The sequence below is a fragment of the Petrotoga miotherma DSM 10691 genome (genome assembly GCF_002895605.1).
Classification (GTDB): domain Bacteria; phylum Thermotogota; class Thermotogae; order Petrotogales; family Petrotogaceae; genus Petrotoga; species Petrotoga miotherma.
On sequence record NZ_AZRM01000039.1, the window covers coordinates 1 to 23,544 of the forward strand.

A 23,544-nucleotide genomic window follows, 5' to 3' on the forward strand; every position below is an offset into this window, starting at 1 on the left:
ACCTCCGACCTCACGCTTATCAGGCGTGCGCTCTTACCAAGCTGAGCTACTAGCCCAACTCTCTCAAAAGTAGATAGAGGAGGTAGAAACTCTTCAATTCTCCTTAGAAAGGAGGTGATCCAGGCGCACCTTCCGGTACACCTACCTTGTTACGACTTCGCCCCCCTCGCTAAGCCCACCTTCAACAGTACCTACCGTACTGCCTTCAGGTGTTCCCAACTCGGGTGGCGTGACGGGCGGTGTGTACAAGGCCCGGGAACGTATTCACCGCAGTTTGGCTGACCTGCGATTACTAGCGATTCCAGCTTCATGTAGGCGGGTTTCAGCCTACAATCCATATTACGGAGAGTTTTTCCGGATCCGCTCCACCTTACGGCTTCGCTTCCCTTTGTCCTCCCCATTGTAGCACGTGTGTCGCCCAGAGTATAAGGGGCACGCTTATCTGACGTCATCCCCTCCTTCCTCCGCCTCGTCGGCGGCTGTCCAATTAGTGTCCCCAACTTTACTTGCTGGTAACTAATTGTAGGGGTTGCGCTCGTTGTGGGACTTAACCCAACACCTCACGGCACGAGCTGACGACGACCGTGCACCACCTGTGTAACCTCCCACCTTACGGCAGGCCAGTAGATTTCTCTACCTTCAGTTACATGTCAATCCCTGGTAAGGTTCTTCGGTTAGCTTCGAATTAAACCACATGCTCCACCGCTTGTGCGGACCCCCGTCAATTCCTTTGAGTTTCATCCTTGCGGACGTACTCCCCAGGTGGCTCACTTATCGCGTTCGCTTCAGCACAGAGAGTCTTTCGCTCCCTACACCTAGTGAGCATCGTTTACAGCCAGGACTACCCGGGTATCTAATCCGGTTCGCTCCCCTGGCTTTCGGACCTCAGCGTCAGCTGTAGCCCAGTAGACCAACTTCTTCACCGGCCTTCTTACCTGTATCTGCGGATTTCACCCCTACTCAGGTAATTCCGTCTACCTCTGCTACGCCCAAGATGACCAGTTTCATCCGCAAGCCAATCGTTGAGCAATCTTTTCACAGATGACTTGATCATCCGCCTACGTCCCCTTTACACCCAGTGATTCCGGGCAACGCTCGCCCCCTACGTCTTACCGCGGCTGCTGGCACGTAGTTAGCCGGGACTTTTCCTAATCTACCTTCTTCTGTAGTGTGTCCACTACCCTCTTATTCGATTAGTTCAGAAGTTTACATCCCGAAGGACTTCTTCCTTCACGCGGCGTCGCTGGATCAGGCTTTCGCCCATTGTCCAATATTCCCCACTGCTGCCTCCCGTAGGAGTAGGGCCCGTGTCTCAGTGCCCTTGTGACCGTCCATGCTCTCACACCGGTTATCCGTCATCGGCTTGGTAAGCCTTTACCTCACCAACTACCTGATGGATAGTAGGTCCATCCCAAGGCTGACTCCCACTTTCCCCTCTCGGGCTTATCAGAGTTTACCTACCGTTTCCAGTAGCTATCTCTGTCCTCGGGGTAGGTCCCTACCTTTTACTCACCCGTTCGCCACTGATTATACATCCGAAGATGTATAACCCGTTCGACTTGCATGTGTTACGCACGCCGCCAGCGTTTACCCTGAGCCAGGATCAAACCCTTCATCCTAAACTCTTCAGTCTCCTCTATCTACTTTTCAAAGACCAACATGCATTGAGGGGTGAACCCCTCAAACTCCACAAATTCAAATTCCTTCTTTTTTAAAAGAACTTCGTTTGCATAAAAACCCTAACTTCATTAACTCTTTCATCCTTCAGCGTTGTATATATTATCACATCACTCTACCTTTTGTCAATTTCTTTTTTATGAACTTATTTGAAAATTATTGTGAATTGATAATTTTGTCTGAATCCTTTATTCGAAAACATTGATCTTGTATTTAAACAAGCGAGGCCTTTAAACCCAGGCCTCACTTAAGTTAATTTTGGTTTGATATTTATAGTAATTTCAATGAATATTATAGCCTAATAGTGACTCCTCGATCAAAACTTCATTTTTCATATCATCTACCAACTTACTAGCATCGATTGTTTCGCCTTCTAGTGAATGATTTAGTCTTCTGTTTATAAAATTAGATAAATATTTCATTCCTAAACACCTCCTCATCTTAAAATCAAAAATCTTATTTTTGAAAATCGTTTTATTTCAAAAGTACTTCACTGATGGAACTTTAAAAATTTTTATACTATGAAATTTCTTTCACTATAGTATTATAACTAATGTATATTAAGCACTAATTTAAATTAGATTAATTTTATCGGATTTAATTTTTAAAAAATAGATGCCGTTTCAGCATCTATTTATAATCATATTATTATAATAAATTTACGCAATTAGCTTTGTATTTCTTCCATAAATACAATATTGTCTTTCAACAAAGCTTCTAAATCTTCGACTGTGTATACTTTAAGTGGTTCTATACCGTTAAAGGATGTCGCATATTCATTGGTGTAAGCACCAGTATTTATAAAATATACTATATCGTTATAATCAATATTAATTGGCAATTCAATTTCATCATAGATAGTATCTACACTGTCGCAGGTAGGACCAGCTAAGGTCATAGTTGTTGTTTCGGAATACTCTTTGCCTTCCACCAGCACTTCGTACCTGAAATTTTCAATGGTTTCCATTAAACCGTGAAAAACACCGGTATCTAAAAACACCCAGTTTTGTGTACCCTTTCTACTCCTTAAAAGAACTCTTGAGGCAATTATCCCTGCATTACCAACCATAGACCTTCCCGGCTCAGATAAAACTCTTAACCCTTTCACCCATCCAAGATACTCTTTGATCGATTCATTTATTATTTCTCCAATTTCTTCTACGTCCGGCACTGGTTTTGTATGTTCTACTGGAATACCACCGCCTAAATTCAGCATTTTTAAATCAATCTTTTGCTTGTGAAGTTTTTCAAAAACCTCACTGGCATTCAAAATTGCTTCCTTCCACTTGTATTTGTTATATGATTGCGAGCCTACGTGGAAAGACACCCCATATGGTATTAAACCTTTTCTTTTTGCATATTTTAGGATTTCTATTAGATGATCTACGTCCGTGCCAAATTTACCCGAAAGTGGCCAATCTGAATCGTTGGAACTCATTGACAATCTTCCATATACTTTTGCACCCGGGGCGTTTCTTGCAATCTTTTCAACTTCCATCTCCGAATCTACCGCAAAATATTCTACATTATTATCCCATGCAAATTTTATATCTTTTTCTTTCTTTATAGTATTTCCAAAACTCATTTTATCTGTAGAAATTCCCAACTTCATTAATTTTTCTATTTCCCCTCTTGATGCAACATCAAAAGAAGCTCCTAAATCTCTTAATGTTTCAAGTATACTAGGATGAGAATTGGCTTTTACCGCATAAAAAATTTCGACATCGTTGATTGAATTTTTGAGCTTGTAATAATTTTCCTTTACATAATTAGTATCTAACACTAAAAAAGGTGTTTCAAGAGTTTTTGCCGCTTCTCTTATGAGTTGCGTTAATTCCAATTTATCCAACCTCCCTAAGTTTTTTGGATTATGTTGCCTTTAGAAACTCTAAAACTTTATATATAGCGCCCTTTCACCCCGCTCCCCGCCCATAAGGAAGAGCAGAAGATTCTACCCCTTCTCCCCGCAGGGCCACCCACAGTTATTAGAGTGAGCTCCGTCCTGTAACCCTTTAAAAATCTAAATCTAATTTTTGAAAACAATTTTATTTCTAAAATATTTGGTTTTTAGAGAATCCCAAATTTAAGAATTATAAATTTACAATTGAATATTTAATACACAAAAAGTAACGTGCAAACATTTATTTAGTTAATATATAATTATGCTAAGTTACATTATTAAATATCCCGAAAGGTATTCACAAAATTCCTTTGTAGTGGTATAATTTAAACAAATAGCAGTTAATAAGCCGAGGTGGCGGAATTGGTAGACGCGTAAGATTCAGGATCTTATGGGCTTTTAGTCCGTGCGGGTTCAAGTCCCGCCCTCGGCACCATCCACCTTTCCTTAAGAGGCGGAAACCCGTTTCTTCAGAAAAGGTGGTTTTTTATTTTATGAGTCAATTTTGATATAATTTAAATAATTATCGGAAAATCATAAGGAGGCACTTTGTATTAATGAGAAGCGTTTTTAGAGATTTTACTGATTATTTTTTTGAAATATTGACTTATCCAAAAGAAAAGTGGGATTTATTTTGGCAAGATTACAAGAGAACTTTAAATTTTGTAAATCTTTATCAAGAAAAAAAAGGTATCAAAGATGATGAGATTGTTGAAAAGTTTAAAAAAATTGGAAGAAGGGAACTTGACAAGGCTTTTTGGTACAAGCAAGAAATTATAAAAGATTTAAAAGCCGATATCATCAAGGACCTGACAAAATCCTCTGAAAAGTTTCAAGTTGACAGGGGAGATTATGCGGTTTATTTAACTGTATTCACGGGTGATAGCCCTTACGAATTTTTAGAATCATTCAAAGGAACAATAATTGGTGTAGATATACTTTATTTTTATTTCAACAGGGATAAGATCGATCCAAAAACCTTAATAGAAGAAGCAATAATGAAATTCATCAATTCTACAACACCCAATAAGAAAAAAGCTGACTTTTGGATTTTATACGATAAGGTAAAAACGATTATCAGTGACAAAAATTATAACGATAAGCAGAGTATTTTAACATTAATTTCTCAATTGTTATCTGAAAGGATACCTTATTATAATTGGGTAGGTTTTTATCTAGTCGATGAGAGAGAAGACAATTCGCTTGTATTAGGACCTTTTGTTGGAGAGCCAACAGAACACACAAAAATAAAGTTTGGACAAGGAATCTGCGGACAGGCGGCAAGCACAAAAGCAACCTTCGTTGTTGATGATGTTAGCAAAGAAGAGAACTATCTTTCATGCAGCCCAAAAACACAGGCGGAAATCGTTGTTCCCATATTTGATAAAAAAGGAAATATTGTTGGTGAAATAGATATTGATAGTCACGAAAAAGCCCCTTTTGATCAAGACGATCGATCATTTTTGGAAGCTATTGCCAAATTACTTTCTGAGAGATTTTGGTAAATAAGGTGATTATGTGAATCTAGATAAAATTAAAGAAATTTTTAAAGATTATTCTCCAAAACCTATAGGAGTAGAAAAATGTTTTTCTGTGTTGATTTCTTTGATACAAAAAGACAACTCTTTACATCTTTTATACGAATTAAGATCAAAGACTTTAGAGAGACAACCTGGTGAAGTTTCTTTCCCTGGAGGAGAAATTGAGGCCAACGAAACTCCAAAAAATGCAGCAATTAGAGAAAGTTGTGAAGAATTGAATTTGCAACCAGATAACATAGAAATATTGGGAGCAGGAGATTATCTCCTTACTCCCTTTAATTATTTAATATATTCGTATGTGGGTTTTTTGAATACAAACGTTAACACAATAAAACCTAATGAAGAAGTGGAAGAATTATTCACCGTACCTTTAGAATACTTGTTATCTCATGAACCTTTAGTGCATAACACTTATCTTACAAACGAAACAGATGAAGGGTTCCCTTATGATCTTATCCCTAATGGAAAAGATTATAACTGGAGAGTTGGTAAATATCCTGTTTACTTTTATGTTTACGAAGATAGAATTGTTTGGGGCATCACCGCCAGATTAACGTACGAGTTTATTAAGAAATTGAGACATTGACTATTCAATTACAGAGTATAAAAGTTAAATCATTTACATTTGTGCCGGTAGGACCTGTTATAACTAGACCGTCAACACTTTGTAGGGCATGATATGAGTCGTTGTTATTCAATGCATTTTCAACATCTATTCCTTTCTCTTGTAATCTGTTGACCGTTTCTCCATCAACTATTCCACCGGCCGCATCAGTTGGACCATCTGTTCCATCTGTTCCTACCGAAGCGATCAAAACTTCTTGATATCCTTTAATACCTCGAGCTGCGGATAAAACCAGTTCTTGATTCCTTCCTCCTTTACCATTTCCTCTAACATGAACTACCGTTTCTCCTCCTAAAATTATTGCACAAGGAATGTTTAACGGTTCTTCTCTTTCTTTTTCCTCCCTAACTATGGCAGCTAAAAATGAGCCTGCTTCTTTTGATTCACAATCAAGGGTGGTGGTTAAAATCATAGTATTATATCCCAAATGTTGAGCAATTTTGGCAGCACTTTCACAAACCTTAGTTACACTACCAATAATCCTTGTTTCAACGTTATCTAGATGTTTTGGAGTCTCATTTTTCAGAGCTCGTAAGATCTTTTCTGAAAGTTGTAAGTCATATTTTTTTATTATTTTTTCCACATCTTCGGTAGTGGTAGAATCAGGGTATGCAGGACCAGATGCTATACTATCCAATCTATCCCCTAACACATCAGATAGAACAAGAGAATATATTTTGGCAGGTTCAACTAACTTTGCAAAATTCCCTCCCTTAACTCGAGAGAGATGTTTGCGAACTGTATTTATTTCCACTATATTTGCTCCAGATTTTAACAACATGTCTGTTACATTTTTTATGTCTTCTAAAGTGACATCCTCGACGGGAAGCTCAAAAAGGGCTGATCCTCCTCCAGAAACAAGGAATAATACAACATCGCCTTGGCCTAAATTTTGTACCAATTCTATAGCTTTCTTTGTAGATTTTATAGTATTTTCATCTGGTATAGGGTGCCCCGCTTCATATATTTGTAGGCTTTCTATTGTACCTTGAGAATGACCATACTTTGTTATAACTATTCCATCTTTTACCTTATCCTTTAAAAAATCTTTTGCTGCTTTAGCCATCCTCCAAGCAGCTTTTCCTATAGCAACTATGTGAATATTATCTTGTAAATCTATCATCTCAAGCTCTTGTTGAACAGCTTTTTCTGGTAAAACAAAATCTATTGAACTTTTTATTATTTTAAAGGCATCTTCACGTAAATTTTTCAACGGATCAACTCCTTACAAAATTATTAAACTTATAATCCATATAATAATTGCCGCTGTGACTCCTTCCACTAAAGTTCCCAACGTTTGAAGTTTATAAGCCTGATTGACACTCATTCTCGAAAATTGTGAAACAACCCAGAAATAACTATCGTTAGCATGAGATACCACCATAGATCCAGCTCCAATGGCAACCACGGACAACGCTATTGCAGCAGGTGTAGTTAAACCTAGAGAGCTCATCAATGGAGCCATTAATGATGCAGTAGTTATTATAGCAACAGTTGAAGATCCTTGAGCTGATTTAATCGCTGCAGCCACGATAAAAGGTAGCCAAATACCCAAATTAGCTGTTGCTAAACCTTCCCCCAATACATCTGCAATTCCTGAATTTTGTAAGACCCTCCCAAATGCGCCACCGGCCCCTGTTATCAAAATAATAGATGCGGCATTCAACAATCCTTCACCTACCCAACCACTTGAAGAAAGCATCTTTTTATCTAATTTTTTGGGTAAAGTGAAAGCTATTAAAACTCCTATTAAAAGAGCGATTACTGGATTACCAATGAACCCAAAAAAGCTTCTAACAGCTCCGTCCCCAAAAGGTCTGGTTGGGAAATCAGAAATTGATTTTAAAAGTATCAAAATGATAGGAACAACTATAGGCATAAAAGAATTAAAAGTTGAAGGAGCTTTCTTGGTTCTTTCCTCGATCTCGGCATCACTTAATTCGGGTTCTGGTTCAATATATATTCTATTGCCCATTATATTGGCGTATAGTACACCTATGAGCATAGCGGGAACAGAAACTATCAATCCAATCAATATAACCATCCCCAAATCTGCACCTAAGATACCAGCAGCAGCTATGGGTCCTGGTGTGGGTGGAACCATCGTATGTGTAGCGTATAATCCAAGACTTAGGGCAAGACCCGTTGTTGCAAGGGAGAACTTTGCCCTCTTCGTAACAGCCCTGTTTAATGGAGAAAGAATTACATATCCAGAGTCACAAAAAACAGGGATGGAAACTATATAACCTATTATAGCCATAGCCAACGGAACTCTTTTTTCTCCAGTTAATTTTAAAGTAGCTTCTGCCATCTTAAATGCGCCACCAGACTTTTCAAGGAAAGTACCGATTATCGTACCAGCAGCGATCACTATTCCGATACTTCCAAGCGTTCCTCCAAAACCACCGGTAATTGAATCGACTATTTCTGTCAAACCCATTCCAGAAAAAATACCGAACAAAATCGCAGTGAAAAGCAAAACTAAGAAAGGGTGTAGCGTTAACCTTGCAGTTGCAAAAATTATAAAAATAACAGATAAAACCAATAAAAAGATCAACCATATACCCATTAGTAATACCCCCTTAATATTAATTAATGTATTTCTTTTTGCAAATACATTTTTTTATCGGCTATTTCAATGGCTTTCTCAATATCAGGAGCTTCTTGAGGAACAAGACAGTAGCCTATACTTATAGAAGATATTATCAATGTATCTTTAATTGTTATTGGGGTTTTAACAGTTGATTTGATCCGTTGTATTATTATGTCAATACTATTGTTCTCAGTTATTTCATTTATTATTATAACAAATTCGTCTCCTCCGTACCTAAAGATTAAATCATCAGATTTAATAGAATTTTGAATTCTCTTTGTAAGAACTTTTAAAGCTTGATCCCCTACGGTGTGACCAAAATTATCGTTAATCTTTTTAAAATTGTCATAGTCCAGAAAAATAACCGCCTTTTTTGAACTATCAGATTTATGTTGAGAAATATATTTTTCAAGGGCTTTCCTATTGTATGCCTGGGTTAATATATCTAAATCTGAACTTAAAAACAGTTCATTCAAAGAAAAAACAGTTTTTAAAACTCTATCTACATCTTCTAAAAAGTAATTTATTAATTCTTTTTCAAATGGTGATACCTTTACTTGCTGGAACCAATCAACATTCAAAACTCCTATTATTTCATTTTTTACCATAATCGGTATACCCAACCAGGACTTAGACAAGCTATGTTTTTGATTCCACAGGCTATTCTTTTTAGTGTCCTTTATGAAAAATATTTTTTTAGTATCTAATACTTTTTTAATATGTTCCCCATTAATTTGTATTTCTGAGGCTACTTCCTCCAAAGGAAGAAAGTCTAAATTCTTTGACCAAAATAAAAATCTCCATACATCATCAGGAGGGGTTATTAAGAAACTCCAAGAGTCGGCTTTTAAAAAGAGTGTTAACTTTTTAATGATATCTTCAAATGCACAATCCTTTTCAACTTCATTTTCTAAACAGGTAATAGCCGTTTCAAAAAGAGAACTTTTAAAGCGTTCCTTTATAACCTTTTTCGGACTTGGAGGAGTGAAAGCAGGTGGTTTATCTTTTTCATTAACAATTCTTCGAACATAGATAGCGGTTTTTATCCCCGTATAAAAAACATAGACCAATATCAACAACAGTACAATAGAAATAATTATATACACCATACTATCTCCCTCAAATAGTAATTACAGTATAAATCTTTTTACCCTAACATTATATCACTATTCTAACCCTTTGGATAGAATTGTGATTTTTTATAATTTTTTATAATCTACTACAGCGAAAGTCCAGAGTTTGTAGTTTGAGCTTTTTATCCATTCAGCGGTTATGGGCATAGCAAATTCCGGAGCCAATCTCCCATTTAATATCCAGTATTTCGACTCTTCGTTGTTATATATACCTGGATTTACCAAAATCTTGAGTTTTAAAGCAGTATCTACTATATCAACAAAATCTATTGTTTCTTCATTCTGAAGGAGATGTTTTATCTCTTCTAAAATTACTTTAGAGGGTAAAGGCTTAACATTAATCAGAGCAATGTTCTTTGAAAGAGGGCCGATGATTTTAACGTTTGCGATCTCTCTTTGAACATCGTAAAAATCAAGCACATCGTGAATCACTTCGTTGGCAATGATATCTGCTCTTGAATGATAATCTCTGTTTACAGACATTTTTAATAAATGCTTGTACTTACATCCCTCTCGTATTTTATTCTCCCCAATTTTTGGAATCGTTATATTATAGTACTCTAAAATCTCATGGATTTCTTCTTTGTTCAAATTTAAAAGGGGTGAGTATATCCCGTCAAAAAACTTAATCCCAGTATTACCCCATGAATCAGATAAGTTTGCACCTGAAGCAACTATCCCCTTATAAGAAAACTGCTTTACCTTTCCGATTTTTACAATCCTTGTACATTGATTACAATTTGGTCCATGGTACATTATCTCTTCCTGTTCTTCTTCGCCTCGTGAAAAAAACAATTTTAAACCCAACTGTTTGGATAAAGTTAAAACAGCCTCTAATCCTTTTGAGTAAGAATAACCACCAAAACAAACGTTCACCAAAGTAATCTTACTTTTAGGCAAAATATCTTTTGCAAGTAGAGCTACAACAGTACTGTCCATACCTCCAGAAAAAGCTATATACAAATGTTTGTTACCTATTATCTCTTTCATTTCCTTTTTTATAGAATCTATTTTTTCTTCGATTGTTGTTGTCATTTCTCTCTCCCGTTTATATCATAATTTTTTGTTTTTTCAGAAAAAGTTTGAACTGATCAAAGGGTAAGGGCTTACTAAAATAATAACCTTGTACCTCGTAGCACCCTTCCTTTTGAAGAAATAATAACTGTTCTTTATTTTCTACACCTTCTGCAATAACTTCAAATCCTAAGCTTTTAGACATTGAAATGATACTTGATACTAATCTTTGGGACGTCTCGTCATGTAAAATATTATCAATAAAACTTTTATCTATTTTTATCTTATCAACATCCAATTTATTTAAATAGGAAAGAGAAGAAAATCCTGTTCCAAAATCATCGAGGGCAATCTTTAATCCTATTTCTTTCAAAGCTTCTATTTTTTTCTGAGCCAAATAAAAATCTTCAATGAATAAATCTTCTGTGAGCTCAATTCCTAAATAAAAGGGATTTAAATTATATTTATGTAACATAATTTCGATGTTATATATAAAATCCTCTCTTTCAAAAAATGATTTTGAGACGTTGAAAAAAATCCTTATGTTTTTATTTAATGATTCGTTTATAACCCTTGCACTCTTTATCGTTTCCTCTAAAACAAATTGATCGATCTTATCCATGAACGCATTCTTTTTAGCAATACCTAAAAATACGTTTGGAGGCAAAACGGAACCATTGGCTTCTTTTAGCCTAATTAAAGCTTCAGCACCTATTATATTCATCGCTTTTGTGTCTATTTGAGGCTGAAAGTACATCAATAGTCCATTATTTTCTAATGCCAAATTTATCTCATCTTCCATTTTCTTTTCAAACCCAAAAATTTTCGATAATTCGGGTGAATAAAAATTGATAGATTGTCTCAATGAATTTTTTAAAGCCATTTCCGCCTGATTTATTAAATCTTCAGGATTTGTTGAATCCACTGGATAGTTACTTATACCTATCTTTATTTTCAAAAAAATTCTTTCGCCAAATATTTGAACAGGTGTTAATAACTTATTTAAAAGGTTGGTCGCGAGACTTTCTAATTCTTCTATACCTTCAAAACAACCAAACAAAGCAAATTCATCTTTAGAGATTGTTGAGGCAAAGTATTGTTTACGAACCACTTCGGTAATTTCCTTTGCTACCTCTTTTATAACTCGATTCATCGTTTTCAAACCATAAAAATCAATTAATTCATGTAATTCATCAACTTTCACTATTAAAATTGCAAATTTCTTTTCTTCTGTATTTTTTTGCAGAACATCATCTATTCTTTCGGATAAACCTTTCATGTTTGGTAAACCTGTTAAAGAATCATGTTTCAGCACTCTCGTTATTTCTTCTTCTTTTTTAACACTGTTAGTAATATCCGTATTTATAGCCATATACCCTATTACTTTGTTGTTGTATCCTTTAATTTCAAAGAAATTTGAATACAAGAATATGATTTCACCATTCTTTTTCCTATCTATTATTCTACCGCTCCAAAACCCTTTTGATTTAAGTTCGTACCACATTCGCTCATAAAAATTTTTATCATGCATATTTGAAGCCCAAAAGTGAGGATTTTGCCCCACAACCTCATCAAAAGTATAGCCAGTCATTTCTAAAAAAGCTTTGTTTACCCTTACTACTTTGTTATTTTTATCAGTTATAATTATAGCCTGAGGTGAATTGTCAAACATCTCTTTTGGGAAAAATATATCTGGGCTCATCAATCCAAAATTTTGATCAGGATTACGAACCAAAAGATATAAAACATCTTTATCACACTTTCTTTTTTTCTTTCCTATTAAATCAAAAGTATTAAAACCTTCTTTATTCCTTTTCAAAGAAACTTTCAACGTCCACTCAGCCTCGTATTCACTGTTATAAACTTTATCGGTAATCTTTTGGACATCTTCTTCTTTTATAAGAGCTAATAATTCATCTAGATTATTGGGAAGTTCGTTTTTCCCAACACCAGTTATTTGTTTTAGATTTTCTGAATATACGATCTTACCATTTGACAGATCTATTCGCATTATTGCTCCTGTATACATCTCTGAGCCAGATTCATACATATCCAATAATTCTTCTATTGCCTTTTCGCCATTTTCCACTATGACCTCTCCTCTTAAAAAAATATTTGCTTTGACCTTTTTTAAATCAAACTTTATAATTATAGATAATTAAAATTTGTATGATAAAATATACATTGATTATATTATAGTCTTTTTAATTATAAATAAAGATAAAACAAAATTTTCAAAAAGTATTCCTTTTATTTACAGAAAAAACCAAAAGAGGTGATTAATGTTGATAAAAATTAAAAAAGAAAACTCTATATTTAATTTTTCTAAAACAAATATTCCTATAGCTAAAGTTAAACCCAAAGAAAAAATCTGCATAGAGACAAAAGATGCTTTAAGTGATGAAATAAGATCTGAGAACCAGCCTTTCGAGTCAATAAACTGGGAAAAAGTTAATCCAGCTACAGGTCCTCTTTTCATTGAAGGGGCAAAAGAGGGAGACATTTTAGAAGTTAATATAGAAAATATAAAAATAACTCGAGATTACGGTGTAATGTTGACGGGCAAAGATATGGGAGTTTTAGGGGATGCTTTTGAACGAAGTTTTATAAAAATAGTGCCAATAAAGGAAAACAAAGCTTTTCTATACGACTACGAAATCCCTTTAAAATCTATGATAGGGGTTATTGGTACCGCTCCTAAAGAAGGAAGTATCCCTTGTGGTACACCTGGAGAGCATGGTGGAAACATGGATTGTAATATCATTGGAGAAGGAACTACCGTGTACCTACCTGTACATGTTGAAGGAGCTTTATTTGCTTTAGGCGATTTACATGCCGCTATGGGCGATGGAGAAGTTTGCGTAACAGGTGTCGAAATTCCGGCTGAAGTATCCGTTTCATTCAATATAATAAAAGACAAGGATTGGAAATTGCCTATGGTGAAAACTGAAAAAAACATTTATACGTTAGCTTCAAAACCATCTTTAGATGAAGCTTCGCTTACAGCCACAAAAAACATGGTACATTTTTTGAACCAAGAATATAAACTGAGTAAAGAAAAAGCTATATTCTTGCTTAGCGCTATTGGAAATCTTCAAATTTGCCAAGTGGTTGATCCTTTAAAAACTGTGAGAATGGAACTACCGTTAGAATTCCTAAAATAGATATTTTTAGCAATAAAAGGGGAGTAAGTCATTGACAGCACTTATAAACTTCGTAATAATAGCAACCATAGGAAACATATCTAAAAGATTTTTACCTAAAAACACAGGTGATATTCTAACAACTTTGATAATCAATTTTACACTTCCCATGACTGTATTTATAGGTATAACTTCGTCTCAAATAGATTTATCTAAATTATTTTTTGTTTTAATAGGTTTTTTAGGTGGGTTGCTGATCTTTTGGGGTGGAAAATTTTTATTAAGAACTTTAAAAATCGAAGATGTAAGAATAAGTACAGTAATATTATTAGCTTTTTGTGGATTGAATATTGGCCTTTTCATGTACCCTTTGGCAGAAATGTTATGGGGGATTGAATCCATAACTTACTTTGCACTTTACGACTTAGGAAACAGTTTTATCGTATTTGGAGTTGGCAAGTCTGTTGCTGAAGGAAAAGGAGGCAAGTTTCACATTGTAGATCTGTTTGAATTTCCTCCTTTTATAGCTTTAATTTTGGCATTTCTCCTAAACGGCGTTAATTTACCTGAATTCGTACTTTCACCTATGATGGTTATAAAAGATGCCAATAATTTTTTGATAATGTTTTTAGTAGGTTTTTATTTCAATATAGTATCTCTAAAAGCTCACAGAAGGATCTTAACGATTTCTGTAACCACAAAGTATTTATTGGGGCTTGTAGTTTCGTTATTCACTTTACTAATCCCTGTAAGTACAGAACTGCAAAGAATTTCTCTTTTTCTTTCCCCATTGCTACCAAGTGCAATGATGGCGATCGTTTATTCGGTAAAAAACAACTATGACTCCGAACTCGCTAGCAGTTTCGTGAGTCTGACAACTCTTATTTCTTTCATAATTGTATTTGTTGTAACAGCGATAATGGGGTTTTGATCAAAGTCCCTGGCTTTCCAACCAAAGTGCGATTTGATCGACTACTTTATCTTCAAATTTTAATGTTTGAAAGTTGACAAGCTCGTGAGCCATATTCTCTATGTAAACTATTTCTAAATCATTTTTCTTTTTCAATTCTTTTTCATATTCTTTTAAGAGCTCGTAGGGCGTCTTCAAATCTTGTGTGCCATTGATTATTAATAACGGAACATTCATATTCACAAACTTTTCTACCATATTTCGACTAAGCTCACTCCATCGAATTAAAAATTCTCCACTATAATAATCTAAATATAGCTCGTTTGGGTCTATTTCTCCTTTTTTCATACTTTCATTTACTTTTTTTGCCTCTGTTAAAACGTCTTCTAACTTTTTTATAACACTATCTAATGAATTGTCAGTATTAAGCTTTTTATAATAATTTATTTGATATTCTACTTGGTAAACTATTTGATCTGTAATCTCTAGCAAAGCTGGAGAAAGAGTAACAGCAGCAAATACTTCTTCTCCTTCAATTATATAAGGTAAAAAAGAAGCTCCTTGACTATGACCAATAACGATTATTTTTTCTTTATCAACTTCTGGTAGGGTTTTTAAGTATCTTATAGCTACTTGTGCGTCTTTGATAAACGCCTCCGGCATAACCTTTGAAAAATTTTGTCCGTTTTTTGCCATGGTGAAATTTCTTTTGTCATATTTTAAAACTATATATCCTTCTTCAACTAGGCCTTCTGAAAGGTGCAAAAAAGGTGTAAGCGTTCCAATAGTTTCATTTCTGTCAAGTGGGCCTGAACCATGTACCAAGACAATACCGAATGACTTCTTATTTTTATCAACTTCTTTTGGAATCATCAGAGAACCTTCCAATTTAAAGCCATCGAAACTGTCAAAAATAATTTCTTTTTCAACGTAATTTTTCGCTTTTTGCTCTTTCTTGTGCATTGTTACTTCAATTGATTGAGAAGGTATCTCAACCTTGGTGATTTTACCGTCTTGAAGGGCTACATTCTGTGCTAAACCTGAAGACAAAATTACCAAATTTTGAGGATCTTTATACTCAATTTCCACGTCTAAAATTGCATTGTTCCAGGTTGTCTGGTTTAGAGACAATTGAGGAACAAATGCTGAATATTTACCTTCGGGCAAATTTTTATAATAAAGGGCGAATATATGGTCTAAAATGAAGTTATTATCTAAAATAATTACGTTTTCTACGTTATAATTTTTTAAATTTATACCGTTGAATTGATTTGTGACCTTTTTCCCGTTGTAAGTACTTACCAAAGTTCCTTGCTTTTGATTGTCAACAAAAATCTCTAGTGAATATTCTTGAAATGTCCAAGAATCATCATATTTTGTTTCTGAAACAAATTTTAGGGTGTTTTCCCCTATATTTAAAATAGAGGTAGTTTTTCCCAAACAATTAGCTACATCAAACTCCACGATAATATTTCCAATCTCTGCATCGTTTTGATAAATATAATACTGATAACTTTCTGAAAAAGCCAGCATAAAGCTAAACATAACCGGTAAAATTAAAACAAAAAACTTCTTCACATACATCACCTCTTGCAGTTTTTTTAAAAACAATTACTATTATAATTCTCTACTTAGAAGCTGAACGGTTTTTCTTTTTAAATATCTCCATAGTATTAAGCTAAAAATCAAGAATATGAAGTTTAGAGAGATTAAAATAATATATTGATCGAACAGAGGAACCAATTTATATATCAAGAACCCTACGATTCCTACAACTCCAAAAACCAACAATATAGCAAGCAAACCATTTATATTTTGTTTCATCGCCTTCTGTGGATTATCCCAGTTTAAGTATGGTTTTGAAGCATCAATAATCATTTGAATTATATTTAGAAACAAATTAAAAATAATCGATAAGATCATGGCTCCGCAAAATTCATAAAGATTTAGTTTAAAAAGCAATGTCCCAATAATTAAACCAGAAACAAAACCTAATGAGCTTATTTGTACAATATGTTTAATTTTGGCCCTTAAAATTTGATCCACATTCACAGGTAGTATTTTCAGTTCTTTTATCAACCCTCCTTCCCTTGAAAAACATGAGCAAGAAAGACCATTTATAGACGAGGCTAAAGTTGCAACAAAACCAACAATAAATAATTTGTATTGTAATATCGTACTTATTATTTCATTACTTAACCCTAATTCCACATTATTGAATATAATACCAAAGACTATCAATATTATTGGAAAAGCCAAAACATTACTAAATCCATTGACTGAAAATGAAGGTGTTTTCAAAAAATACAGCCACTCTCTTTTCAATAGAGCTTTGTCTACCGTAGATTCTTTCGTGAAGAAGTTATAAGTTCCTTGAGTTTTAGATTTTCTAAGTAAAGGCTTTGATTCTATCAGAGAAGAATAATTAGAATAATATAATTTTTCACCAACATACAACGTTAAAATTAATAGGGATAAATGAAAGCCCAGGAACAATAAAAGCCATGCTAAATTTAAAAAAATGCTACTAGTTAAAGATTTTACGGCTAAAAAAGCAGGGGGATAAATCCTTGCTAACTTAGTAATGATGCTATCAGAATTGATAGAAATATTAGGTATTTCGTTGCTATTTTGCATATTTATTGAAAAATTTGACCCTGATAAAAACAAATATAAACCAAAGATAACCATAAGAAAAATTGTTGATAAATACAAGAGGAGCTCTCGCCTATTAGATTTTTTAAATAGTTTTGAAGTCAACAACGCATACAATAAAACCAAGGTCATTGGAAATACTTGCGAAAAAAGAAAAACAATTATGAATATTAAATAATATAAAAAACCTTGTTTAGTATAAACCCCAAAATAAATCAAAGAAGGCAGCAATAATATCAATGAAATAAACATTTGATCTGATAAAATCACAGATAATTTCCCTAAAATAACTTCATAAGGTTTCAAAGGTAAGGTTAATAAAAGCTTCATATCTTTATTGATAAATAATTCTCCAATCAGCAGAAAAGCACCTAAGAAGAAGCCAAAAAAGCCAGCTAAGACAAAAAAGTTTGCCAGAAATAATGACTGTATATTCAAGATTGTGTAAGTCTCCAAAGTAGTTTTAAGCATGTTAAGGTATAGAGGTGAATATGCAACAACCATTAGTACAAAGACGCAAAAAAGGACTATAAAAGTAATTAAATCACTTTTATTCCTTTTTATGGAGTATTTAGTTTTGGAAATTCCATAGTGCTGATCTAATTTAATCAAGATAAGAGAAATCAATCTTTTCACTTTCACTATTTGTCACCTCTAAGAATATTTGTTCCAAACTTTTATCCCCTTTGAGCTTTCTTAGATCGTTAATAGAACCTTCAAAGATTATTCTTCCCTTACCAATTATGGCTATTTCATCACAAACCTTTTCTGCAATTTCCATAATATGTGTGGAAAAAAATACTATATTCCCTGCTTCCACATGTTTTTTCATAAGATTTTTCAGAATAAAAGCTGATTCAGGATCAAGCCCAACAATTGGTTCGTCGAGAATCCAGAACTTTGGGTTGTGAATCAACGCAGCAATCAGAGCTAATTTCTGTTTCATCCCATGGGAGTAAGTAGAAATAGGGTTGCTAATAGAGCTTTCGAGCTTAAAGGTTTTTATCAACCACTCCCCTCTTTTTTTGCGTTCATCAAGCGGAACCTCAAACACATCACTTATAAAATTTAGGTAAGATATTCCGGTTATCTTTTCAAAAAGAAATGGTTCATCGGGGACAAAACCTATCAACTTTTTTATCCTTATTGGTTCTTTTTGAAAATCTATCCCATCATAAATAATTCTTCCAGAAGTTGGTTTGTACAAACCAGTAATCATGTTTATAGTGGTTGTTTTTCCTGCACCGTTAGGCCCTAAAAACCCGAAAATTTTCCCATCTTCTATTTCCAAGTTTACATAATCCACCGCCACCACATTTTCAGAAAAACGCTTTGTAAGATCGATCAATTCAATCAATGTGTTTATTGCCTCCTTTGTCAGGAACTCGGATTAAATCACCGACGTCCAGGGAATTATACTCCTTCAAAATAATTTTTTGATTTGGATTAGCACTATCTATTAAACTACCATCTTCAAGATTTACTATTTGATCCAATAATATTTTAGTATTTTCGCCTTTTTTGGTTATAATCTCTAATTCTTCACCCTTTTCTATCTTATTCCTGACATCAACAACATATTGATCTTCAGATATCTTTTCTATAATTTTCCCCACAAATTTGTAATTTCTAATGTAGGACGAAGTCTTATAATTTTGGGAGTTTTCATCCGGTTTATGAAAATAAAAACCTGATGTGTACTCTCTGTGACTAACACTTTCGAGTTCTTTTTTTAAACTATCGATAAGTTCTTTAGTGTATTCTTTGTTGTAGTAATTATCTATTGCTTGCCTGTATACTTTAGTTGTTACTCCTGCATAATAACTACTTTTCATCCTTCCTTCTATCTTTAAACTATCAACGCCGGTTTCAATTATTTTGTCAAGAAAATCGATAGTGCAAAGGTCTTTAGAATTCATAATGTAAGTTCCTCTTTCATCTTCAAACACAGGAAAATACTCCCCAGGTCTTTTTTCTTCCATTAGATAGTATTTCCATCTACAGGGCTGTGTACATTGCCCCCTGTTGGCATCTCGTCCCGTTAAGTAATTACTTAATAGACATCTGCCTGAAACAGATACACACATCGCTCCATGTATGAATACTTCAATTTCTATATCTGGGACTTTTTCTCTGATTTCCGATATTTCTTTTAATGAAAGTTCTCTTGCCAATATGACCCTCTTTGCTCCTAAATCTCTCCACATGGAAACACTAGCCCAATTGGTGTTACTTGCCTGAGTACTTACGATCAAAGGTAAGTTTGAGTTTCTTTTCACAAGATTAAACACACCCAAATCCGCAACTATTACCCCGTCCACTTCTAATCTTTCCAAATAATTTATACAATCAGGTAAGAGTTCCAATTCAGAATTGTGGGGTATTGCATTGAGTGTTACAAAGAGCTTCTTTTGTAATTTTCTGGCCAATTTTACCGCCTTTTCCAATTCTTCATCTTCAAAATTCTTGGAAAATGCCCTTAAATTTAGAATTTTTCCACCAATGTATGCGGCATCGGCGCCATAGTGATAAACAGTTTCCAATTTTTCAAAGTTCCCTGCGGGGGACAACAACTCAACTTTTTTCATGGCAATAAAAAGTTCACCTCGAATAAATAAGATATTAAAAATGTCTCAAATTCTTCCTCACCATTTTTCAAAGATTTCCATTTCATCTCAAAATCTCCCATCTTTGTATTGAATAAGAAACTGAAAATATTGCTATCGATCATACCTTTTGAGTTCGCTCCATAATCCCAGATGTAATTGAAATAACCTTTTTCTAAGGCTAAGGTTAAATCAACACTATTAATTTTGGAATCTTCCCCATACTTGAAACCGAAAGGATAGTCAAAAAAAATTCTGGCACCAGGTTCGGAAGATAAAGCGATGGTTCTGTAGTATAAATTATCGTATGGATAATCGCTTGAAAAAAAGTTATCTTGTATTTCGTATCTTTCAACACCAATTCTAAATTTGGCACCTTCAAAATCAAAGGTCTTTGAAAGTCCTAAACCATAACCACTGCTATTTGTGTCATAATTAAACGCATATTCAGTATCTATACTTATATCCCAAAAAGGGATAATCTTCATGTACCCACCATATACACCCACGTCGGATATTATAAACATATTTACAAGATTAGGTAGCTCTCCCGCCACCTGATTCAATGAGCTTATTCCCAAATAAAGTTTTTCATTTGGATTATAATTTAAACCATTATAAAAAGCATTTCTAAAGGCAATAAACTCGTCTTCCATGGTAGCATACTCTTCTTTTGAAAGCATTGGCACCATGGATAAAACAGAGAAATCGTAATCTAGTTTATCATTAAAAGAATAAGAAATAGCCAAGGTATCATAATAAGGAGAGTTATCAGATAAGACGAGATTGTATTTCATAGGACCATATGAAAGAGGGACTCTTCCCACCAAAAAACTAAGATCTTCTTTATTATAAGATAAATAAGAATAAGTGGGAAAATCTAAAGAGATATAAACCAAAGACGGAAGGTTGAAAAGACTGTAATTTTCGTAAGTAAAATAAGAGGTATCACTTAACCTGAAATCAGCGATGAACTGGGCATAAAAATAATCGCTATAATAGTTTTTGATTCCGAACGTGAATAAATTCCCGTTTTCTACAACAAAATCCCTGAATAAGACTTCGTTTATATCTGTGCTTCTATACCAGCCTCCAGATAGGTTAAAATTATCTATGATTCTATCTTCGTATTTTAAATCCATTGAAAAGTGTATATGATTTTCAAAACCTTCTGGAGTGCTTTTTAAATCTCCATAAATTGGGTATTTTAAATAGACTTCCCCTAACTTTTTAAAATAGTATTCGGGATCATTTTCTGTTAGCAGATTGGCAGCTGAGAAACTAAATATTGTCAACAAAATGTTTATTAAAAAAAGATAAAATCTTTTCATTTAAATCACTTGATTTTTAACACAAAATATTCCCAAAAGTTCCTAAGATAAACAACTATCGGAAGGGCGATAAGAATGCCTAAAAAACTAAATAACTCACCAAATAAAAGTATAGATATTATTATTACAAACCAATGCAAATTGAGGGCATTACTTTGAATTTTTGGATGTAAGAACCACATTTCCAACTGATTGGCAGCGGTTAAAATTATTATACCTATTATTAAACCGATTAGCCCGTTTTCTGTGAAAGCTAACATCAATAAAGGAACTGCCGAAATAACTACTCCTAAATACGGTATAAAATCGGTGATCCAAGCTAGGATGCCTAAAAAGAACGCACTCGGTATACGAAAGATGAAAGACGTTAACCCAATGAAAGTTCCTACCATTATAGCTGTCAAAAATTGGCCATGTACAAATCTTTCAAATTGTGAGTAAGTATCTTTTATAAACTTCAAACCTTTTTCTCTGTCATTTACGGGGTAAAGTTTCCATAAATTATTCTTCGTTATTGTTTTTAAAGAACCTATTGCCGTAGTTGTTACCACCAAAACAATAGCCGAAGTTATCAAATTTGGAATAGATGATAAAAGCTGGTTCATCAAACCTAAAGCAAAATCAGAAAGATTTTTGTTCAAATCGTTGATAAATGTTACCAACCATTCAGGTAGTTGAGCCAGTGCTTCTTCTTGAGGGATCGTTAAAGAAGAAAGCATAGAAAATAGTTGCCTGCCTTCATTAATAACAACAGGGAAAAATGTGATAGCTGCGTATAAGACTAACCCTAAGACAAGTATGTGAGATAAAACGGCAGATAATTTAGAATTCATAACCTTTGAAAATAAATTTTGTGGCGCTTCTATAAGCATAGACAAAAAGACACCCAAAATCAACGCTGCAATAATAAAAGGAGAAAAATGAGCCAATAACAGAAATAAAACTAGATATATTAGTGACAACCAACCACCTTGTGACAACAATATTTTCACCATCCATTTATAGAAATTAATAAGCACATTACGATATATAATTTTTTCTTTTCTTCAGATAAATATCTCTGATTGCATCTAACTCATTTAAATATTCAGGATCTTTAAAATTAGCGTAAGTGTATTTGAGAGGTTCCCATTGCCCAAAATTGTACATTAAGGTAATTTCAGCATATATACCTTTGCCAATATAAATCCTATTGCCCCAGTGTTTTGTGCTCGCTAAAACAAATTGAGTGTGGTGAAGATAGCCGATGTCTATATTTACTTTTCTTTTACCATCAACCGAAAAGTTATTCTCAATCTCATTCGTTATCAATTTCGCGTCCGGCAAAAAACCGGGAGAACTTAGATATTTAAAACTCACCAACCTTGATTCAATTCGTATATTTTTACCCATTTCTTCATTATAATAATTGGTAAATCGCTGAAAATCCAATAAAGACGAAATATAGTCGATAGGTCCAAAATGTTTTTCGAGCAACTCTTTCAAACTCATTTTATAAAGCCATAAATCAGAATCTCCAGCAGTAAATATATGCGCCAAATAATTTACAAGATTTGGTGCTTTAGTCATTCCCATATGACAAGCTCACCTCAAAATCCTCTAGTTTTACAGTATATTTAACAAGTGGTGTTTCAATAATAGTTTCACCTTGATTACCATGAATCTCTAAATTTTCTCCAAAAGCCAGTTGGATTTGAATATCTTGGCTTGGCGGAATCACAGTTTCGTTTACATATATTTCAGAAGTTCCTCTATTGATAATATTTAGTGTGTATATATTTCTTCGCAGTATACTGTTGTAAAACCTTAAATCTTGAATTAGAAAATACAGAAAAATTAAGTTAACGATCAAGAACGCTACCATCAAAAATTGAAATATTCTAAGTTTGTTATGTGTTGTATCTTTCGTTTTTAGCTTAACTTCTTCTTTTAACTCTTCATCTTCAAAAATTACATTTATCTCTTCACCTAACATAGAACTCAATCTTTTCGCTATATCTATCAAAGAAACATTGGAGAAGTAATCGAATTCTCCATTCATAAGATTTTCTAAGGTGGATACAGGTATTTTTAAATTATCTGCTATTTGTTTTTTAGTGTAATCTGATTTCTCAATTAAAGATCTAAGGTCTTTGTCAAAATGTGCTTTTATCGTTTTTTACCTCCTCAAACTAGCTTTTTAAATTATAACACAATATTACCTTCGTTATTCAACGAAATTATTTTTTGCAAATAAAGATTTGTAAATTTTAAAATAATACGGTAAAATAATAATGACCCTTAGTAATGAAATTTTTTTCATATTTGTTCTTATGGATGGGGATTGAGGCAAAGGGGCGCTAACAAACAACTTTTAGAAATTAAATAATTTTCCAATATAAGCTTTTAATTTTAAAAGGGTCACAGGGCGAAGCCC

The 23,544-nt window shown here is 33.8% G+C and carries 19 protein-coding genes, 1 tRNA gene and 1 rRNA gene; 5 read left to right on the forward strand and 16 right to left on the reverse strand.

Going from position 1 to position 23,544, the window contains the following annotated elements; translation table 11 throughout:
• Positions 1–107: 107 nt before the first annotated feature.
• The 3 genes from X928_RS07635 to X928_RS07640 form a co-directional block, all read right to left on the reverse strand.
• Positions 108–1,619, reverse strand: a 16S ribosomal RNA gene (locus X928_RS07635).
• Between the two features lie 339 nt (positions 1,620–1,958).
• Complete coding sequence (locus X928_RS10090) at positions 1,959–2,099, reverse strand: hypothetical protein (protein ID WP_169926344.1); 141 nt, start codon at positions 2,097–2,099, stop codon at positions 1,959–1,961.
• Positions 2,100–2,344: 245 nt separating this feature from the next.
• Positions 2,345–3,517: a type III PLP-dependent enzyme gene (locus X928_RS07640; RefSeq protein WP_103079203.1), complete on the reverse strand. Its 1,173-nt coding sequence runs from the start codon at positions 3,515–3,517 to the stop codon at positions 2,345–2,347.
• A 408-nt stretch (positions 3,518–3,925) separates the two neighbouring features.
• Between X928_RS07640 and X928_RS07645 the strand changes: the two genes are divergently transcribed.
• The 3 genes from X928_RS07645 to X928_RS07655 all read left to right on the forward strand — a co-directional run bounded on the left by X928_RS07645 (position 3,926) and on the right by X928_RS07655 (position 5,704).
• Positions 3,926–4,013 (forward strand) — tRNA-Leu (locus X928_RS07645).
• A 121-nt stretch (positions 4,014–4,134) separates the two neighbouring features.
• Positions 4,135–5,082, forward strand: a complete 948-nt coding sequence (locus tag X928_RS10185) for a GAF domain-containing protein (protein ID WP_103079204.1) — start codon at positions 4,135–4,137, stop codon at positions 5,080–5,082.
• 13 nt (positions 5,083–5,095) lie between these two features.
• Complete coding sequence (locus X928_RS07655) at positions 5,096–5,704, forward strand: NUDIX hydrolase (protein ID WP_103079205.1); 609 nt, start codon at positions 5,096–5,098, stop codon at positions 5,702–5,704.
• A 4-nt stretch (positions 5,705–5,708) separates the two neighbouring features.
• On the opposite strand, the gene X928_RS07660 is transcribed toward X928_RS07655, so the two are convergent.
• The 5 genes from X928_RS07660 to X928_RS07680 form a co-directional block, all read right to left on the reverse strand.
• Positions 5,709–6,956, reverse strand: a complete 1,248-nt coding sequence (locus X928_RS07660) for a glycerate kinase type-2 family protein (RefSeq protein WP_103079206.1) — start codon at positions 6,954–6,956, stop codon at positions 5,709–5,711.
• A 12-nt stretch (positions 6,957–6,968) separates the two neighbouring features.
• Entirely contained in the window at positions 6,969–8,312 is a 1,344-nt protein-coding gene (locus tag X928_RS07665) for a GntP family permease (RefSeq protein ID WP_103079207.1), read from the reverse strand.
• A 23-nt stretch (positions 8,313–8,335) separates the two neighbouring features.
• On the reverse strand, positions 8,336–9,445 hold the full coding sequence (locus X928_RS07670; RefSeq protein WP_103079208.1) for a diguanylate cyclase domain-containing protein: 1,110 nt from the start codon (positions 9,443–9,445) through the stop codon (positions 8,336–8,338).
• 90 nt (positions 9,446–9,535) lie between these two features.
• The gene (locus X928_RS07675) at positions 9,536–10,504 is read right to left on the reverse strand and encodes an adenine nucleotide alpha-hydrolase family protein (RefSeq protein WP_103079209.1); all 969 of its coding nucleotides are present in this window, start codon (positions 10,502–10,504) and stop codon (positions 9,536–9,538) included.
• 13 nt (positions 10,505–10,517) lie between these two features.
• Positions 10,518–12,572, reverse strand: coding sequence for a GGDEF domain-containing phosphodiesterase (locus tag X928_RS07680; RefSeq protein WP_103079210.1), 2,055 nt, complete (start codon positions 12,570–12,572; stop codon positions 10,518–10,520).
• 196 nt (positions 12,573–12,768) lie between these two features.
• Here X928_RS07680 and X928_RS07685 point away from each other — a divergent pair, with 196 nt between their 5' ends.
• Together X928_RS07685 and X928_RS07690 are read left to right on the forward strand one after the other, a co-directional pair.
• Positions 12,769–13,647, forward strand: coding sequence for an acetamidase/formamidase family protein (locus X928_RS07685; protein WP_342749744.1), 879 nt, complete (start codon positions 12,769–12,771; stop codon positions 13,645–13,647).
• A gap of 31 nt (positions 13,648–13,678) precedes the next feature.
• Positions 13,679–14,557 (forward strand): AEC family transporter, encoded by an 879-nt coding sequence (locus X928_RS07690; protein WP_103079211.1) that lies wholly within the window; start codon positions 13,679–13,681, stop codon positions 14,555–14,557.
• Here X928_RS07690 and X928_RS07695 read toward each other — a convergent pair whose 3' ends face one another.
• Genes X928_RS07695 through X928_RS07730 form a run of 8 tightly spaced genes read right to left on the reverse strand, consistent with a single transcriptional unit; the run spans position 14,558 to position 23,169 of the window.
• Positions 14,558–16,114 (reverse strand): alpha/beta hydrolase family protein, encoded by a 1,557-nt coding sequence (locus tag X928_RS07695; RefSeq protein WP_169926345.1) that lies wholly within the window; start codon positions 16,112–16,114, stop codon positions 14,558–14,560.
• A 39-nt stretch (positions 16,115–16,153) separates the two neighbouring features.
• Positions 16,154–17,833, reverse strand: a complete 1,680-nt coding sequence (locus X928_RS07700) for a putative ABC transporter permease subunit (RefSeq protein WP_103079213.1) — start codon at positions 17,831–17,833, stop codon at positions 16,154–16,156.
• Positions 17,796–18,548, reverse strand: coding sequence for an ABC transporter ATP-binding protein (locus X928_RS07705; RefSeq protein ID WP_103079214.1), 753 nt, complete (start codon positions 18,546–18,548; stop codon positions 17,796–17,798). The genes X928_RS07700 and X928_RS07705 overlap by 38 nt, the downstream gene beginning before the upstream one ends.
• Complete coding sequence (locus X928_RS07710; RefSeq protein WP_103079215.1) at positions 18,541–19,779, reverse strand: peptidase U32 family protein; 1,239 nt, start codon at positions 19,777–19,779, stop codon at positions 18,541–18,543. Before X928_RS07710 ends, X928_RS07705 begins: the two co-directional genes overlap by 8 nt.
• Positions 19,776–21,128 (reverse strand): hypothetical protein, encoded by a 1,353-nt coding sequence (locus tag X928_RS07715; RefSeq protein WP_103079216.1) that lies wholly within the window; start codon positions 21,126–21,128, stop codon positions 19,776–19,778. Before X928_RS07715 ends, X928_RS07710 begins: the two co-directional genes overlap by 4 nt.
• 5 nt (positions 21,129–21,133) lie before the next feature.
• Positions 21,134–22,111 carry an AI-2E family transporter gene (locus tag X928_RS07720; RefSeq protein ID WP_245857208.1) on the reverse strand — a complete coding sequence of 326 codons (978 nt, stop codon included), beginning with the start codon at positions 22,109–22,111 and terminating at the stop codon, positions 21,134–21,136.
• 37 nt (positions 22,112–22,148) lie between these two features.
• On the reverse strand, positions 22,149–22,703 hold the full coding sequence (locus X928_RS07725; RefSeq protein ID WP_103079218.1) for a DUF4416 family protein: 555 nt from the start codon (positions 22,701–22,703) through the stop codon (positions 22,149–22,151).
• A complete protein-coding gene (locus X928_RS07730) occupies positions 22,690–23,169 on the reverse strand; it encodes a hypothetical protein (protein WP_103079219.1) in 480 nt (159 codons plus the stop codon). The genes X928_RS07725 and X928_RS07730 overlap by 14 nt, the downstream gene beginning before the upstream one ends.
• Between the last annotated feature and the right edge of the window lie 375 nt (positions 23,170–23,544).

Excerpts from the sequence above, each read along its gene's own strand:
- X928_RS10090 (WP_169926344.1), bottom strand. The coding sequence starts at position 2,099 with ATGAAATATTTATCTAATTTTATAAACAGAAGACTAAATCATTCACTA.
- X928_RS10185 (WP_103079204.1), top strand. The coding sequence starts at position 4,135 with ATGAGAAGCGTTTTTAGAGATTTTACTGATTATTTTTTTGAAATATTG.
- X928_RS07665 (WP_103079207.1), bottom strand. The coding sequence starts at position 8,312 with ATGGGTATATGGTTGATCTTTTTATTGGTTTTATCTGTTATTTTTATA.
- X928_RS07670 (WP_103079208.1), bottom strand. The coding sequence starts at position 9,445 with ATGGTGTATATAATTATTTCTATTGTACTGTTGTTGATATTGGTCTAT.
- X928_RS07675 (WP_103079209.1), bottom strand. The coding sequence starts at position 10,504 with ATGACAACAACAATCGAAGAAAAAATAGATTCTATAAAAAAGGAAATG.
- X928_RS07710 (WP_103079215.1), bottom strand. The coding sequence starts at position 19,779 with ATGAAAAAAGTTGAGTTGTTGTCCCCCGCAGGGAACTTTGAAAAATTG.
- X928_RS07715 (WP_103079216.1), bottom strand. The coding sequence starts at position 21,128 with ATGAAAAGATTTTATCTTTTTTTAATAAACATTTTGTTGACAATATTT.
- X928_RS07725 (WP_103079218.1), bottom strand. The coding sequence starts at position 22,703 with ATGGGAATGACTAAAGCACCAAATCTTGTAAATTATTTGGCGCATATA.
- X928_RS07730 (WP_103079219.1), bottom strand. The coding sequence starts at position 23,169 with ATGAATGGAGAATTCGATTACTTCTCCAATGTTTCTTTGATAGATATA.